The 15571-nt window shown below is 70.8% G+C and carries 13 protein-coding genes; 5 read left to right on the plus strand and 8 right to left on the minus strand.

All coding sequences use genetic code 11. From position 1 onward, the window contains the following. Positions 1-69 precede the first annotated feature (69 nt). The 3 genes from AOK01_RS08410 to AOK01_RS44030 form a co-directional block, all read right to left on the minus strand. Positions 70-1989, minus strand: coding sequence for a leucine-rich repeat domain-containing protein (locus AOK01_RS08410; RefSeq protein WP_055510069.1), 1920 nt, complete (start codon positions 1987-1989; stop codon positions 70-72). Positions 1990-2174: 185 nt separating this feature from the next. Beyond that, a complete protein-coding gene (locus AOK01_RS08415; protein WP_055510088.1) occupies positions 2175-2657 on the minus strand; it encodes a GNAT family N-acetyltransferase in 483 nt (160 codons plus the stop codon). Between the two features lie 90 nt (positions 2658-2747). After that, positions 2748-2918 (minus strand): hypothetical protein, encoded by a 171-nt coding sequence (locus AOK01_RS44030; RefSeq protein WP_169800111.1) that lies wholly within the window; start codon positions 2916-2918, stop codon positions 2748-2750. 444 nt (positions 2919-3362) lie between these two features. Between AOK01_RS44030 and AOK01_RS08420 the strand changes: the two genes are divergently transcribed. The 3 genes from AOK01_RS08420 to AOK01_RS08430 all read left to right on the plus strand — a co-directional run bounded on the left by AOK01_RS08420 (position 3363) and on the right by AOK01_RS08430 (position 5713). Beyond that, positions 3363-4451, plus strand: coding sequence for an S-(hydroxymethyl)mycothiol dehydrogenase (locus AOK01_RS08420; protein WP_055510070.1), 1089 nt, complete (start codon positions 3363-3365; stop codon positions 4449-4451). Next, entirely contained in the window at positions 4448-5089 is a 642-nt protein-coding gene (locus AOK01_RS08425; RefSeq protein WP_055510073.1) for an MBL fold metallo-hydrolase, read from the plus strand. The genes AOK01_RS08420 and AOK01_RS08425 overlap by 4 nt, the downstream gene beginning before the upstream one ends. Before the next feature lie 138 nt (positions 5090-5227). Then, complete coding sequence (locus tag AOK01_RS08430) at positions 5228-5713, plus strand: hypothetical protein (RefSeq protein WP_055510075.1); 486 nt, start codon at positions 5228-5230, stop codon at positions 5711-5713. 113 nt (positions 5714-5826) lie between these two features. Here AOK01_RS08430 and AOK01_RS08435 read toward each other — a convergent pair whose 3' ends face one another. The 4 genes from AOK01_RS08435 to AOK01_RS08450 all read right to left on the minus strand — a co-directional run bounded on the left by AOK01_RS08435 (position 5827) and on the right by AOK01_RS08450 (position 10899). Further along, the gene (locus AOK01_RS08435) at positions 5827-7338 is read right to left on the minus strand and encodes an SDR family NAD(P)-dependent oxidoreductase (protein WP_055510077.1); all 1512 of its coding nucleotides are present in this window, start codon (positions 7336-7338) and stop codon (positions 5827-5829) included. A 324-nt stretch (positions 7339-7662) separates the two neighbouring features. Beyond that, on the minus strand, positions 7663-8883 hold the full coding sequence (glgC, locus tag AOK01_RS08440) for a glucose-1-phosphate adenylyltransferase (RefSeq protein ID WP_079103259.1): 1221 nt from the start codon (positions 8881-8883) through the stop codon (positions 7663-7665). Positions 8884-8934: 51 nt separating this feature from the next. Then, positions 8935-10086, minus strand: coding sequence for a glycogen synthase (gene glgA / locus AOK01_RS08445; RefSeq protein ID WP_055510081.1), 1152 nt, complete (start codon positions 10084-10086; stop codon positions 8935-8937). 48 nt (positions 10087-10134) lie between these two features. Next, positions 10135-10899: a (2Fe-2S)-binding protein gene (locus AOK01_RS08450; RefSeq protein ID WP_055510090.1), complete on the minus strand. Its 765-nt coding sequence runs from the start codon at positions 10897-10899 to the stop codon at positions 10135-10137. A 240-nt stretch (positions 10900-11139) separates the two neighbouring features. Between AOK01_RS08450 and AOK01_RS08455 the strand changes: the two genes are divergently transcribed. Continuing rightward, complete coding sequence (locus AOK01_RS08455) at positions 11140-12432, plus strand: DMT family transporter (protein ID WP_055510083.1); 1293 nt, start codon at positions 11140-11142, stop codon at positions 12430-12432. 19 nt (positions 12433-12451) lie between these two features. Here AOK01_RS08455 and AOK01_RS08460 read toward each other — a convergent pair whose 3' ends face one another. Further along, positions 12452-13663: a transglycosylase family protein gene (locus AOK01_RS08460; protein WP_055510085.1), complete on the minus strand. Its 1212-nt coding sequence runs from the start codon at positions 13661-13663 to the stop codon at positions 12452-12454. A 317-nt stretch (positions 13664-13980) separates the two neighbouring features. Here AOK01_RS08460 and gndA point away from each other — a divergent pair, with 317 nt between their 5' ends. Further along, positions 13981-15420 carry an NADP-dependent phosphogluconate dehydrogenase gene (gene gndA, locus AOK01_RS08465; protein WP_055510087.1) on the plus strand — a complete coding sequence of 480 codons (1440 nt, stop codon included), beginning with the start codon at positions 13981-13983 and terminating at the stop codon, positions 15418-15420. Positions 15421-15571 lie beyond the last annotated feature (151 nt).

Raw genomic sequence — 15571 nt, forward strand, 5'->3', positions numbered from 1 at the left:
GGGCCCTGCGGGGCTTGAGCGGGGAGGGGCGGGACGGGGCCGGCTCCCACGAAACGCCTGCCCGGGGGCTCACTCGTACCGGGTGACTCCCCTGGCGGCGAGCGTGTCCAGCACCGGGTCGGTGCCTCCGTTCTGCTCGATGTCGTACACCTGGTAACGCGGCGGCTTGACCCGCTCAAGAGCCGGGATGTCCAGCAGCGGACTCCAGTCCTTCAGCCGGGTGCAGAAGTCGATGTCCACATCGACGAGGCCCGGCAGCTCCGCCAGGGCACTGATGTCCGCCAGGTCGTCCGAGAACAACTGGATCTCGCGCAGAGCGGGGCCGACTCGCAGGCCGGACAGGTCCTTCCACGGCGTGTCGAAGAGCAGGACGTGCTCGCACCGCTCGGCGAGCACGGTCCGTACGCGGGGGCAGCGGTAGACCTTCAGCGTGCGCAGGTGCGCCAGTCCCGGGACAGCGAAGTCCGCCAGCACCGGGAGGTTCGACAGGCCCAGGTCCCGTACGGGGGAACCGGTCAGCCCGGCCACATCGCCGAGCACCGCGCAGTCGCTGATCCAGACCTCCTCCAGGGCGGGCAGTTCGCCGACGTGCTCCAGCGTCAGCAGGGAAGGGCAGTCCTCCACACGCAGTTCGCGCAGCGCGCGCAGGTGGCCGAGCGACCCCAGTTCCCGCAGGTTCCGGCAGCCGTCGACCTGCAGTTCCTCCAGTCGCGGCTGCTCACCGAGGCCGTGGAGACTGCGCAGCTCAGGACAGTGTCTGACGACCAGTTGCTCCAGGATCGGTAGCGTGCCCAGCGAGGCCGGGTCGCCGAGCCGGTCGAGTCCCACCAGATAGAGCAAGCTCAACGCCGGCAGTCCGGCGAGCGGTGACAGGTCGGTCAGCTGGGGGCATGCCTCGATGTCCAGAACGACCAGCGAGGTCAGGGACTCCAGGCCCGCGAGAGAGGCCAGTTGTTCGCAGTTCTTGAGGCTCAGGTGGCGCAGGTCGGAGAGCGGCGCCAGCCCGCGCAGGTCCCGCAGGTCGGGGCAGTCCTCCACGTCGACGCGGCTCAGGTCGCGGTGCGTCCCCAAGCCTTCGACGCTTCTCAGCCGGGTGCACTTGTCCAGCTTCAGGCTGGTGAGCGCGGGCATGGCGTCGATGCCCTTGAGGCTGGTCAGGCGCTTGCAACTGGTGAGGTCGAGCGTGCCGACACTGCCCACGTCCAACAGCCCGTCCAGGTCACGGATGCCGGTCCAGCCCACGTCGAGGTCGGTGAGTCCGCGCAACCCGGAGAGGTGGTGAGGGTCCTTGAAGGAACGGCAGCCCTGGAGGCTGAGCGTCTGCAACTCGGGGAAGGCCGCGCCGAATCCGTCGGCGCTGCGCACCTTGGTCATGCTCAGATCCAGGCGCCGCAGGTTTTTCAGGGTGAGCAGCGGCCGGGTGTCCTCGACGGCGCGGCAGCGGTGCAGGTCGAGACCGGTCAGCGCGGTCAGGCCGCTGAGCGGTGTGAGGTCGTGGATGCCGGCGCAACCGTCCAGGTCCAGCTCCACGAGGCCGGTCAGCGCGGCCAGGTCGGTGATGTCCGTGACCTCTTTGCAGCGGAATATCCTGAGCTCGCGGAGCATCGTCAGATGGCGCAGCCCACGCAGTGACGTCACCGAGTGCAGGCTCAGTCTCGTCACGCCCTCGCGGGCCATCGCCGGGGCCAGCAGCGCGGCGCAGTACCCGTCCGGGTCCACGGCGGTCGGCCACAGACCCAACAACTGCACATGTGACAACTGGGTCGCCCCGGCCAACTCGGCGGCCAGGCCGAGCGCCTCCCCCGCGTCGGAGACAGTGATCAGTTCGCGGACGGCCTCCTCGGCGTGGGACGGCGAGGGGGCTCGCGAGGGGTCTTCCAGTAAGGCCCGCAGCTCGGCGACGCGGGCGCCGGGGACGAGGCCGGAATCGGGATCGGAACCGGGCTCGGGATCGGAACCGGGATCGGGTGTGCTTGTGGAGGAGGACATGGGATCGGAGCCTAGACGGGCGCACCGACACCGTTCCGCGTCCCCTCGCCCCTGGCAGGTGGGGGCCTGCCCCCTCCGGCTCCCCCCTCCCAACTCAGAGGCGGGAGCGGTGAAGTTCGAGTCCAAGAGGGGCGGGGCAAATGTCCAGGTGGGGCATGCCCTGAAACGTGCCCGGCCCCAAGTGGTCAGAGTGCTCGGTGCATGACGTGCAGGCCGACCCTGCCGTGGGTCGGGTGGTCGAACGCTTCGGGGATCGTGCCCAGGATCGTGAAGCCCAGTGACGTCCACAGCTTCACGGCGGGGTTGGTCTCCACGACGGCGTTGAAGACCATCGCCCGGTAGCCGTCGGCCGCGGCCGTCCGCAGGACGTGCTCCGCGAGGGCCCGGCCGACGCCCCGGCCGGTGTGTTCCGGGTCGACCATGAATGCGGCGTTGGCGACAGCGGCAGCGGGGCCGCCGTAGTTGGGGGTGACATAGGCGGAGCCGACGACGGCACCGGTGGTGTCCTCGGCGACGAAGACACGCTTTCCCGGTGCCATCCACAGGGCGCGGGCGTCCTCTTCGGAGGTGTCCGGGTCCCAGGCGTAGGTCTCGGCGGCAACGACGATGCGGTGCCAGAAAGGCCAGATCCGTGGCCAGTCGTCGGCCACGGCTTCTCTAATCGGCATGGGCGTGGAGGTGGTCGTGGGCATGGAACACGAGTCTGGCACGTCCATGCCGATCAGCGATTGCGCGGGTCCCTCGGTGGTCCTGGCTGGTCAGTCCACGCTGGGCAGGATGTGGGGCTCGGCGAGGTCGTCCTCGTAGCCCGCCAGACGGATGGGGGCGGACCTGGCCCACACGTCGAGGCTGCCGAGCTTCTCCGCCCGGTCCGTATGCTCCGTACGTTCCTCGGGACCTTGATCGAGATTCGTCTTCTCCGGTGTCACCGCGCACTCCTTTTGTGTCGGATCACCCTCGGGGCGTGCAGGACCACTCTGCTGTTGGTCGCCTGACGTCCACTCGGGTCTGAGTAAAGGCACTTCTGACGCGGTGGCGCCGGTCGACTCACATGAGAGCAGGCCGTGGTGACTGGCTTGTCCCGGGACGGACCGTGGGTGTGGGTGGAACCCAAATGAGCTGTCCGCCGGGTACAGGGTAACCAAATGAGCGGACTGCCGCTCGATGGGGCTGAAAATAAGGTGTAACCATCTGGAGTCGGCCGGTGTCCGTACGGCGTTGTCCGACCGCTTGTCGGGCTGCCCGGCTGATTGTCCCCCGACTGTCCGTTCGATACGTTTCGCCCGGTTGTCCACAGGCGGCGACCCACTCGTCCGGCCCTGTGCCAACATGATCAATGCCCCACTGCCCACGCCCATGTGAAGGAGTCCGCCATGGCCGCCCAACAGGTACGCGGTGTCATCGCGCCCGGCAAGAACGAGCCCGTAGAGATCCGGACGATCCTCATCCCGGATCCGGGGCCGGGCGAGGCCGTGGTGAAGGTGCAGGCCTGCGGGGTCTGTCACACCGACCTGCACTACAAGCAGGGCGGCATCAGCGACGACTACCCGTTCCTGCTCGGCCACGAGGCGGCGGGCGTCGTCGAGTCGGTCGGCGAGGGCGTCACCGACGTGGCCCCCGGCGACTTCGTGGTCCTCAACTGGCGTGCGGTGTGCGGCCAGTGCCGGGCCTGCCGGCGCGGCCGCCCCTGGTACTGCTTCGACACGCACAACGCGAAGCAGAAGATGACCCTGGAGGACGGCACCGAGCTCTCCCCCGCCCTGGGCATCGGCGCCTTCGCCGAGAAGACCTTGGTCGCGGCCGGCCAGTGCACCAAGGTCGACCCGTCCGTGTCCCCGGCGGTCGCGGGCCTGCTCGGCTGCGGCGTGATGGCCGGCATCGGAGCGGCCATCAACACCGGCGGCGTGAGCCGCGGCGACTCGGTGGCCGTCATCGGCTGCGGCGGCGTGGGCGACGCGGCGATCACCGGGGCGAACCTCGCGGGCGCCGCGAAGATCATCGCGGTCGACATCGACGACCGGAAGCTGGAGAAGGCCCGCACGATGGGCGCCACCCACACCGTCAACTCCAAGGAGACGGACCCGGTCGAGGCGATCCGCGAACTGACCGGCGGCTTCGGAGCCGACGTCGTCATCGAGGCGGTCGGCCGCCCGGAGACGTACAAGCAGGCCTTCTACGCCCGCGACCTGGCGGGCACAGTGGTCCTGGTCGGCGTTCCCACACCGGAGATGAAGCTCGAACTACCCCTGCTGGACGTCTTCGGCCGCGGCGGCAGCCTCAAGTCCTCCTGGTACGGCGACTGCCTGCCCTCGCGCGACTTCCCCATGCTGATCGACCTCCACCAGCAGGGCCGGCTGGACCTGGCGGCGTTCGTGACGGAGACCATCGCGCTCGACGGGGTGGAGCAGGCCTTCGACCGCATGCACGAGGGCGACGTCCTGCGCTCGGTGGTGGAGCTGTGACGGCCGCACCGGCCGCCCGTGTCGAGCACCTGGTCACCTCGGGCACGTTCAGCCTGGACGGCGGCACCTGGGACGTCGACAACAACGTATGGATCGTGGGCGACGACACCGAGGCCGTGGTCATCGACGCGGCGCACGACGCCGACGCCATCGCCGAGGCGCTCGGCGACCGGGCGCTGCGCGCCATCGTCTGCACCCACGCGCACAACGACCACATCGACGCGGCCCCGGCGCTGGCGGCGCGCACCGGCGCACCGATCCTCCTTCACCGGGACGATCTCCCGCTCTGGAAGCAGACGCACCCGGACCGACTGCCGGACGGCGAGCTGTCCGACGGCGAGCGGCTGACCGTGGCGGGAGTGGAGCTGACCGTCCTGCACACACCCGGTCACGCGCCGGGGGCCGTGTGCCTGTACGTGCCGGAGCTGGGCACCGTCTTCACCGGCGACACCCTGTTCCAGGGCGGGCCGGGCGCGACGGGCCGGTCGTTCTCCCACTTCCCGACGATCGTCGAGTCGATCCGGACCCGGCTGCTCGACCTGCCCGCCGAGACGGTGGTCCGCACCGGCCACGGCGACGCGACGACGGTCGGCGCCGAGGCTCCGCACCTCCAGGAGTGGATCGACCGCGGGCACTGACGCGGGCCCGCCCCGGGGCTCCACCCGGGGCCGGTCCCCCACGGCGCACAGTTCAGTCCCTGTTGGCCCGATCGAAATCTGGCCCTGATCTGCTGGCGTCAGACGACGGCCTTTCTCGCCCGCAGGGAGGACTGGCGCATGGAGCTGCGCAGTGTCGAAGAGCTGATGGATCTGCTGCACGCCTGCCGAGGGGCCCGGGGCACCGCCTGCGCCGGCGGTGCCCCGGTCGATCTGCACGACCACGCGCTGCAAACCGCCGCGCTGCTGCGCCGAAGCCGCCCCGCGGACAAGGAACTCCAGGTGGCGGGTCTCGTGCACGTCATCGGGCAGTTGTCGCGGCCGGGCGACCTCACGGGTCGGGCCGACCACGCGGCGGGGGCGCTACGGCCGTTGCTGGGCGAGCGGGTCTCCTTGCTCGTACGCCTCCACAGGGAGGACCGGGTGCAGGAGCCGGCCGTGCACCGGCCGGTCATGGACGAGCCCGTGATGGACGACGTGCTGATCCTGCGCCAGGCCGACGAGTCGGCCCGGACCGCGGGCCTGGACGCCGGGGTGCTGGAGGACTGGCGCACGGTGCTGGAACTCGTCTCGGCCCGGCACGCCCGCCTGGGCGCCGTCGACTGACCGCTGTCCGGGCACGCCGGGCGCCCCTGAGGGGCGCGGGGAACTGCGCGACAAGCCCCCACCGGCCCGCGGACTCCCCACGACGCCCGACGCCTGAAGCCCCGCGCAGCGGGCTACCACTTACCGGGCGCGTAATCCTTCAGGAAGACCCCGAACAAATCCTCGCCCTGTTCCCCGCGCACGATCGGGTCGTACACCCGCGCCGCCCCGTCGACGAGGTCGAGCGGAGCGTGGAAGCCCGCGTCGGCCAGCCGCATCTTGTCCGGGTGGGGCCGCTCGTCGGTGATCCAGCCGGTGTCGACGGCGGTCATCAGGATGCGGTCCTTCTCGAACATCTCCTGGGCACTGGTGCGCGTGAGCATGTTGAGCGCGGCCTTGGCCATGTTGGTGTGCGGATGCCCCGCGCCCTTGTAGCCGCGGTTGAAGACGCCCTCCATGGCGGAGACGTTCACGATGTACGTGCGATCGGCGTCGGCGGCCGACATCGACGTGCGGAGCCGGCTGATGAGGATGAACGGCGCGGTGGAGTTGCAGAGCTGGACCTCCAGGAGCTCGACCGGCGTGACCTCCTCGACGGCCTGGATCCAGCTGTTGGTGTCGTGCAGGTCGGGCACGAGGCCCCCCGCGTCGATGGCGGTACCGGCGGCGATCCGCTCCAGGGAGGCGGAACCGGAGAGGAGCGCGAGGCCGGTCACGTCCTGCGCGGTCAGCGAGCCGCCCCCGGCCACGGGGAGCGCGGACACGGCGCCGGAGCCGAAGGTGCCGATGACCTCGGCGGGCGGCAGCTCACCGGTGGGCAGCGGACCCGACTCGGCGGCGAGCAGTTCGCTGTAGGCGCCCGGGGAGCGGCGTACGGTCTGGGCGGCGTTGTTGATCAGGATGTCGAGCGGGCCCTCGGCGGCGACCGAGTCGGCGAGCGCGACGACCTGGGCCGGGTCGCGCAGGTCGATGCCGACGATCTTCAGCCGGCCGATCCACTCGTCGCTGTCGGGCATGGCCTTGAAGCGGCGGATCGCGTCGTTCGGGAAGCGCGTGGTGATCGTGGTGTGGGCGCCGTCGCGCAGCAGCCTGAGCGCGATGTACATGCCGATCTTGGCGCGACCACCGGTGAGCAGCGCGCGCTTGCCGGTGAGGTCGGTGCGGGCGTCGCGGCGGGCACGGTTCTCGGCGGCACACTTCTGGCAGAGCTGGTGGTAGAAGAAGTCGACCTCGGTGTACCGGGTCTTGCAGGTGTAGCAGGAGCGGGGGCGCTGGAGTATCCCCGCGATGGCGCCGGCCTCGGTCACGGACGACGGCAGGACGCCCTCGGTCTCGTCGTCGATGCGCTGGGCGGAGCCGGTGGCCGTGGCCTCGGTGACCGCCTTGTCGTGGGCGGTCTTGGCGGCCCTGCGCTCCTGGCGGCGACGCTGCTTGACCGAGCGGTAGATCCCCGCGGTGGCGCGGCGCACGGCGATCGCGTCGGGGTGGTCGACGTCCACCTTCTCCAGTTCGTCGAGCACCGCGAGACAGACGGCCAGCCGCTCCGGGTCGATACCGGGACCGTACGAGCCGGGACCGTACGAGCCGTCCGGGGCCTGTGCCGTGTCCACGGCGGGGGCCGCCTGGCTGTCCTGTGTCACCGTCATCGCCGTTGCCGTTCCTCGGGTTGTCGCGCGGCGCTGGAACCGCGCTCGCCTTCGAAGGCCGGATTTTACGGAGCGCGGGGCAAAGGCACCAAACCCGCGATGATCACCGGGTCTTGCGGGGCCATGCGGGACCGGCGTCCTCGGGGCGTCGCCTGACCTGCGTGGGGCGGCGCGGGGCGTCCGCGGCGACGACCCGGGAGCTACCGCGAAGTGGGCGATATCACCTCGCGACGGACGTTTCCCCCGAGGCGTGGCACCCCGAGGCGCGTCGGGTCGTCCCCGGTTCCGGCGCCGGTTCCGGCGCCGGGACACCTGAGGCGCCGGTCACGGCACCTGCTGACCCTTTCCGAGCGCGATCACGCCGTCCTTGGAGACGGTGTAGAGCTCCTGGTCCCGGTCCGGATTGACGCCGATGGTCGCGCCCGGGGGTACCTGGACGTTCTTGTCGAGGACCGCGCCGCGCACGACGGCGCCCCGGCCTATGTGCACGTTGTCGTGGAGGATGGATCCCTGGACGACGGCTCCCGGGTCGACGACGACGCCCGGGGAGAGCACCGAGCGGGTGACCTGGCCCCGGATCAGGCAGCCCGCGCTGATGATCGACTCGCTCGCGATGCCGCCCGCGTTGAACCGGGCGGGCGACAGCTGGCCGGAGCTGGTGTAGAGGGGCCAGCTGCGGTTGAAGAGGTTGAAGGCGGGCCGCTCGGCGATCAGGTCCATGTGGGCGTCGTAGTACGCGTCGAGGGTGCCCACGTCCCGCCAGTAGCCCTGGTCGCGGGTGGTCTCGCCGGGCACGTGGTTGTCGCTGAAGTCGTAGAGCCGGGCCTCGCCGCGGTCGGTGAGCTGGGGGAGGATCGAACCGCCCATGTCGTGCACCGAGTTCGAGTCCTCGGCGTCCCGCTGGAGCGCCTCTATCAGGGCTTTGGTGGTGAAGATGTAGTTGCCCATCGAGGCGAAGACGCGCTCCGGGTCGTCGTGCAGGCCGGGCGGGTCCGTGGGCTTCTCCAGGAAACGCTCCACCGTCTGCCCGTCCGTGCCCGGGGTGATCACGCCGAAGGACGACGACTCGGCGCGCGGGACGCGGATGCCGGCCACGGTCACGCCCGCGCCGCTGTCGACGTGCTGGGCGAGCATCTGGCGGGGGTCCATGCGGTACACGTGGTCGGCGCCGAACACCGCGACGTACTCGGGCTGTTCGTCGTACACCAGGTTCAGGGACTGCAGGATCGCGTCGGCGCTGCCCAGGTACCAGCGCGGGCCGAGCCGCTGCTGGGCCGGGACCGGCGTCACGTAGTTGCCCAGCAGACTGGACATCCGCCAAGTGGTGGTGACGTGCCGGTCGAGCGAGTGCGACTTGTACTGCGTCAGGACGCAGATGCGCAGAATGTCGGCGTTCACGAGGTTGGACAGGACGAAGTCGACGAGGCGGTACGTGCCGCCGAACGTGACCGCTGGTTTGGCACGGTCCGCGGTGAGGGGCATCAGGCGTTTGCCTTCCCCGCCCGCCAGCACGATCCCGAGCACCGAAGGTCCACCACGACGCATGGCCGCTCCCCTCACCCTGGTTGGTCCATGCCTGCCCTCGCGCAGCCGGGGCTACGCCTGCTTGAGGATCTCTTCGTAGAGCCGGACCGTACGACGGGCGACGGCGTCCCAGCCGAACTCCCCCACCGCGCGCTGCCGTCCTGCCTCGCCCATCCGCCGGGCGGCCCCGGCGTCCCCGAGGACCGAGTCCAGCGCCTGCGCGAGTCCCGTCTCGAAGTTCTCGTCCACGGGTACGAGTACCCCCGTTCGGCCGTCCTCAACGACCTCCGGAATCCCGCCGACCCGGGAGGCGACCACCGGGGTGCCGCAGGCCATCGCCTCCAGGTTGACGATGCCGAGGGGCTCGTAGACCGAGGGGCAGACGAACACGGCCGCGTGGGTGAGGAGTTGGATCACGTCCGGGCGGGGCAGCATCTGCGGGATCCAGTGCATCCCCCCGCGGACGCGGCTCAGCTCCTCGAAGAGGACGCGGAACTCGTGGTCGATCTCGGGGGTGTCCGGCGTGCCCGCGCACAGGACGACCTGTGCGGCCGGGTCGATGTCGCGCACCGCGCGCAGCAGTTGGGGCACGCCCTTCTGGCGGGTGATGCGGCCCACGAACAGCACGTACGGCCGGGACCTGTCGAGGCCGATCCGGTCCAGGACGTCCGTGCCGTGATCGGGCCGGTAGAGGCTGGTGTCGATGCCGTTGTGCACGATGTGCACCTTCGCCGGGTCCAGGGACGGATAGCAGCCGAGGATGTCCTCGCGCATGGCCCCGGAGACGGCGATCACCCCGTCGGCGGCCTCGATCGCGGTGCGCTCGGCCCAGCCGGAGAGGGCGTAGCCGCCGCCCAGTTGCTCGGCCTTCCAGGGGCGCAGCGGCTCCAGGGAGTGGGCGGTCATGACGTGCGGGATGCCGTGCAGCAGCTTCGCGAAGTGGCCGGCGAGGTTGGCGTACCAGGTGTGGGAATGGACGAGTTCGCGGCCTTCCAGGGCGGCGGCCATGGAGAGGTCGACGGAGAAGGTGCGCAGCGCGTCGTTGGCGCCGTCGAGGACGGGCCAGGGCCGGTGCCGGACGACCCCGCCGGCGGCGCCCTCGCCCCAGCAGTGCACGTCCAGGTCGGTGAGGGGCCTCAACTCCCGGGCGAGGAACTCGACATGGACCCCCGCTCCGCCGTACACGTCCGGCGGATACTCACGGGTCAGCAGTCCCACACGCACCCGGAACCCCCTGTCTCGGCGGCTGGTCCCACCTGGCCACCCACATGGTCACCCAGATGTGGCGGTGGGGGAAGACCGCGGGGCTCGCGTGAAGCAGCAGTCGCCGCAGACTCCGCCGCCGGGGACCCGGTAGTAGAGGCAGCAGCTGCGCCGGCGGAAGGCCGTTCCGTCGAGGGTGCCGGTGTCCCGGAACTCGGGGTGGCCGAGGAGTTCGGCGGCGAGCGTACGAGCGCGATCGGCCACGTCCGCGCGGCCGTGGGCGGCGGCCCACCGGTCGAGTTCGCGTGCGGCGCCCGCGAGGGCGGAGGCGGCGTTGCCCCGGAGCAGTCCCGCGGCCACCGGGTGCCGGGCCCGCAGCGCCGCCGAGAGGGGTTCCAGGTGGCCGTGGTGCACGAGCCGCAGGAGCGTCGCCGCGTCACCGGGCAGCACCCGCACCTCGGACAGCCACAGGTCGTCGGGTGCGCCGGCGTCGGCGTCCCAGTGCAGCAGCCGGGGGTCGAGGTCCGGCACCTGCCCGTGGAGCACGGCCGCGCCCAGGGCGACCGACCAGAGCCGGGCCGCGAGGCCCTGCTGCGCCACCGAGACCCCGATCCGCACCTCGGGCGCGGCCAGCAGCCTCACGACCTTGCGGACACGGAAAGTCAGCGGATCGGGTTCGCCGGTGACGCTGCGTGCCGCATGGGCAGTAGTCGCGTACGCGTCCGCGAGCGTCGGCACCGCAGGGCGTCCCGTGCGCGGGCCACGCAGGACGAAGAACCCTCCGAGCGATTCGAGGGAGCTGAGCAGTCGGCCGGGGTCCGGATCGAGGTTCACGAAGACCAAGTACACCAAGAGGGCATAACGACGCCACCGGCCCGGTTGTAGTCGGTGTCACCAGACCTGGGGAGGACTGGGCGCAAGACGTACTCCATCGGCAGTAGGACCCAATGACTGCTCAGGTACGACGACACGGGACCTTTCGCAAGGGATCGTATTAACCATGGAAGCCGACCGTTCGCCGCACCGGACGCTCCGCTCAGCAGAGCGTGTCCGTCACACACAGAGGAGCGACACATGAGTGCACTCGTGCTGTCTGTGGTGCTCTCTCTCGTCTCCGCCGTCGCCTACGCCGGCGGGGCCATCGTGCAGGAACGCGTCGCGGCGGCCACGCCGGATCGTACGTACGCTCCCATGCGCAATCCCGTCTGGTGGGCCGCGGTCGGCCTCAACGCCCTCGGCGGGCTGCTGCACGTCGTGGCGCTGGCCTACGGGCCGCTCAGCCTGGTTCAGCCGCTGGGCGCGCTGACCATCGTGTTCGCACTGCCCATGGCGGCCTTCTTCGTCCGCCGCAGGGCCGGGGCGACGGCCTGGCGGGGCGCGATCATGGCGACGGTCGGTCTGGCCGGACTGCTGGCACTGGTCGGCACGGCCGACTCGCAGTCCCTGAGCAGCACCCAGCGCGTCGTGGTGGCCCTGGTCACCGGCGGCGCGGTGGTGGCGCTGATGACGGCGGCCCGCGCGGCGCACCGGCACCCGGCGGTACGCAGTGTGCTGCTGGCGATCGCGGCGGGTGTCGCCTTCGGTATGTCCTCGGTGTTCACGAAGACCGTCGCGGTGGACTGGACAGGCGGCGTCTCGCTCGCCGACCTGCCGAGCCTCGCCGTGATCGGCGTCCTGGCGACCGCCGGAATGCTGCTGTCGCAGGCCTCCTACCGGGGCGCCGGACTCGCGGCCCCGCTGGCCACGCTGACCGTGGTGAACCCGATCGTGGCCGCCGCGGTGGGCATCACCATGTTCGGTGAGACGTTCCGCTACGGCGAGACGGGCACGATGCTCGCCCTGGGCTGCGGAGTCGTCGCCGCGGGCGGTCTGATCCTGCTCACCACGGAGCGCCTCGGCCACCCGGAGCGTGACTCGGAGCATGACGTGGAGCGTACGGACCCGGTCGCGTCGGCGGCCGGAGCCGCACCCCTGGCCACACCCCCGACGACCCCCCTGGCCGTGGACACCGTGGCGGGAGCGCCCGTGGACATCGTGGCGGGAGCGCCGTCGGGAGCTCTGGTGGCTTCGAGGGCTTTCGACGAGAAGGCCTCCGTACTTCCCGGACAGACAGTTTCCGCTGAGCGGCGGATCTCCTCGGGGGCACGGGAAGAGGCGCTCGCGCCGGGCGGAATACTCGCCTCCGGGCGGGCGGAGAGCCTTGTGTCGCCGCCCGGTTCCAACGGCCCTCCGCCGCCCGGCGACGCGCCGGACGGCTCGGACCCGGAGGAGGACGAGGCTGCGTGGCCCGGCTTCTCCTACGGCGTTCCGTGCATGCCGCTGCTGCTGCCCGCACCGATGATGATGCGCTCCCGCGTCAAATCCTGACGGTCAAAAAACCTGACGGTCAGATCCTGACGCCGCCGGCGCGCAGGTAGGCGACCGGATCGACGTCGCTGCCGAAACCGGGCCCCGTCCGCACCTCGAAGTGCAGATGCGGGCCCGAGCTGTTGCCCGTGGAGCCGGAGCGGCCGATTCGCTGGCCGCCACCCACGCTCTGCCCGGCCTTCACGGAGATCGCGGACAGGTGGGCGTACTGGGTGTAGCGGCCGTCGCCGTGCCGGATCACCACCTGGTAGCCGAAGGAGCCGCCCCATCCGGCGGTCACCACGCTGCCCGCGCCGACCGACTTGATGGACGTGCCGGTCGGCACCGGGAAGTCGACGCCGGTGTGGTAGCCCTTCGACCAGGAGGAGCCCGTCGCGTGGTACGGCGTTCCGGTGCCCGCGCTCACCGGGGCGGTGAGGGTGTGCGTGACCGACCGGGTCTGCTTCTGCGACTTCGCCGGCTTCGCGTCGGCCTTCTCTTCCTTCTTCTTCTCCGGCTTCCGGGACTTCTTCTCGGACGCCTGCGACTTCTCCTTCTTCTCCGCCTTGTCGGGCGACGACGTGGCGGGGCCGTTCGAACCCGTCGTGGCCTTCGTCCGCAGGCTCAGTCGCTGACCGGGAAGGATCAGGTCCGGGTCCGAGCCGACGGTCCGGCGGTTGGCGTCGTACAACTGCCGCCAGCCGCCCGGCACGTCACGGGTGCCCGCGATGTCGGAGAGCGTGTCGCCGCGCACGACCTTGTACATCTCGGCGGTGCCGGCCCGCGACTGGGGTGTGGTCTGCGGCTGTACGTCGGCCTTGCGCTTGGTGGTCTGCGGGGCGGTTCCTGCGGGGCTGATGTCGGGGCTGTCGCCGCCGCGGGTGAGCCCCGCCTGGTCCGAGCAGACGGGCCAGGCGCCGGGGCCCTGGCCCTTGAGGACCTTCTCGGCGACGGCGATCTGCTGGTCCTTGGTGGCGAGGTCGGCGCGTGCCGCGTAGGCCCTGCCGCCGTAGGCCTGCCAGGTGGACTGGCTGAACTGGAGCCCGCCGTAGTAGCCGTTGCCCGTGTTGATGTCCCAGTTGCTGGTGGACTCGCAGGCGGCGACCTTGTTCCAGGTGTCCACGTCGGCCGCGTTCGCGACGCCGGTGCCGATGAGCGGTATCGCCATTCCGGCACCGCCCACCGTGACGGTGAGGGACGCGCGGTTGATCCTGTTGGGCTGGTACCGGCGGTGCCGACCGCGTACGGCCATGGAGGTGCCCCCTCGACAAGCGTCAGGAGCGGCAAAAGTAAACGCTGTTAACAGGCCATGACAAGAGGGCAATCAGCCGCTCTTTCCCGTCAAGTGACCAGGAATGCACCTTGGTTCGCGGCTGTTGGTGTGTATGCCGGTGGCAGGTGTGACGACGAAGTTCGCCCGAGCACTGAGGTGAGGGCGCCTCTTCTGCGTACACACCGTCGGCAGGACAGGATGTGCGGTCGGAGAACCGGCACGTCAGGATGGTCTCTGGGGCAATACTGGCGGGCAGGACCGGCACCACTGATTCAGGATCTTAGGAGCCAAACCGTATGAGCAGCTCAGCGCAGATCGGCGTCACGGGACTCGCGGTGATGGGGCGCAATCTCGCCCGTAATTTTGCGCGGAACGGATACGCCGTCGCCCTGCACAACCGGACGGCGGCGCGCACGCACGCGCTGGTGGAGGAGTTCGGCAGTGAGGGCGACTTCGTCGCGACGGAGACGGCCAAGGAGTTCGTGGCCGCTCTGGAGCGGCCCCGCCGCCTGGTGATCATGGTGAAGGCCGGTGAGCCGACCGACGCGGTGATCCAGGAGTTCGCCCCGCTCCTGGAGCCGGGCGACATGATCATCGACGGTGGCAACGCGCACTTCGCGGACACCCGGCGCCGGGAGCGCGACCTGCGCGAGCAGGGCATCCACTTCGTCGGCGCGGGCATCTCCGGCGGCGAGGAGGGCGCGCTGCACGGCCCGAGCATCATGCCGGGCGGCCCGGTCGAGTCGTACGACTCGCTCGGTCCGATGCTGGAGAAGATCTCCGCGAAGGCCGCCGACGGCGCCCCGTGCGTCACGCACGTCGGCCCCGACGGCGCCGGACACTTCGTGAAGATGGTGCACAACGGCATCGAGTACGCCGACATGCAGCTGATCGGCGAGGCGTACCAGCTGCTGCGGGACGTGGCCGGCTACTCCCCCGCGCAGATCGCCGACATCTTCCGCACCTGGAACACCGGACGGCTCGACTCGTACCTGATCGAGATCACCGCCGAGGTCCTGTCGCACGTGGACGCGGCGACGGGCGAGCCCTTCGTGGACGTGGTCCAGGACCAGGCCGAGCAGAAGGGCACGGGCCGCTGGACCGTGCAGATCGCGCTGGACCTGGGCGTGCCGGTGTCGGGCATCGCGGAGGCGGTCTTCGCCCGGTCGCTGTCGGGCCACAGCGCGCTGCGTGAGGCCTCGCGCGGGCTCGCCGGGCCGACGGCGTCGGCGCTGAGCGAGTCCGAGGCGTCGGCCTTCGCCGACCAGGTGGAGCAGGCGCTGTACGCGTCGAAGATCGTGTCGTACACGCAGGGGTTCCACGAGATCTCGGCGGGCAGTGCCGAGTACGACTGGAACATCGACCTGGGCGCGGTCGCCTCGATCTGGCGCGGGGGCTGCATCATCCGGGCGGCGTTCCTCGACCGGATCCGGGCCGCGTACGACGCGCGGGCGGACCTGCCGAGCCTGCTCTCCGACGACACGTTCGCGCAGGAGATCGGTGCGGCGCAGGACGACTGGCGCGCGGTGCTCGTCGCCGCCGTGCAGCAGGGGGTGCCGACGCCCGGGTTCGCCGCGGCGCTGGCGTACTACGACGCGCTGCGTGCCGAGCGGCTGCCTGCGGCGCTCACGCAGGGGCAGCGGGACTTCTTCGGGGCGCACACGTACCGGCGGACCGACCGGGAGGGCTCGTTCCACACGCTGTGGGGCGGGGACCGGTCCGAGGTCTCTGGCTGACGACGCGACGCGGGACTGGTCGCGCCCCTGAAAAGCCGGTGGTGCGGCGTGGACGTGTCCACGCCGCACCACCGGTTTTGTCTGCCCCCCTCCCCCTCAGCCCAGTGGACCCGGCTGCGGTTCCGGGGACGGGTCCACTGGGCTGAGGGGG

It is taken from the genome of Streptomyces aurantiacus (assembly GCF_001418335.1).
Classification (GTDB): Bacteria; Actinomycetota; Actinomycetes; order Streptomycetales; family Streptomycetaceae; genus Streptomyces; species Streptomyces aurantiacus.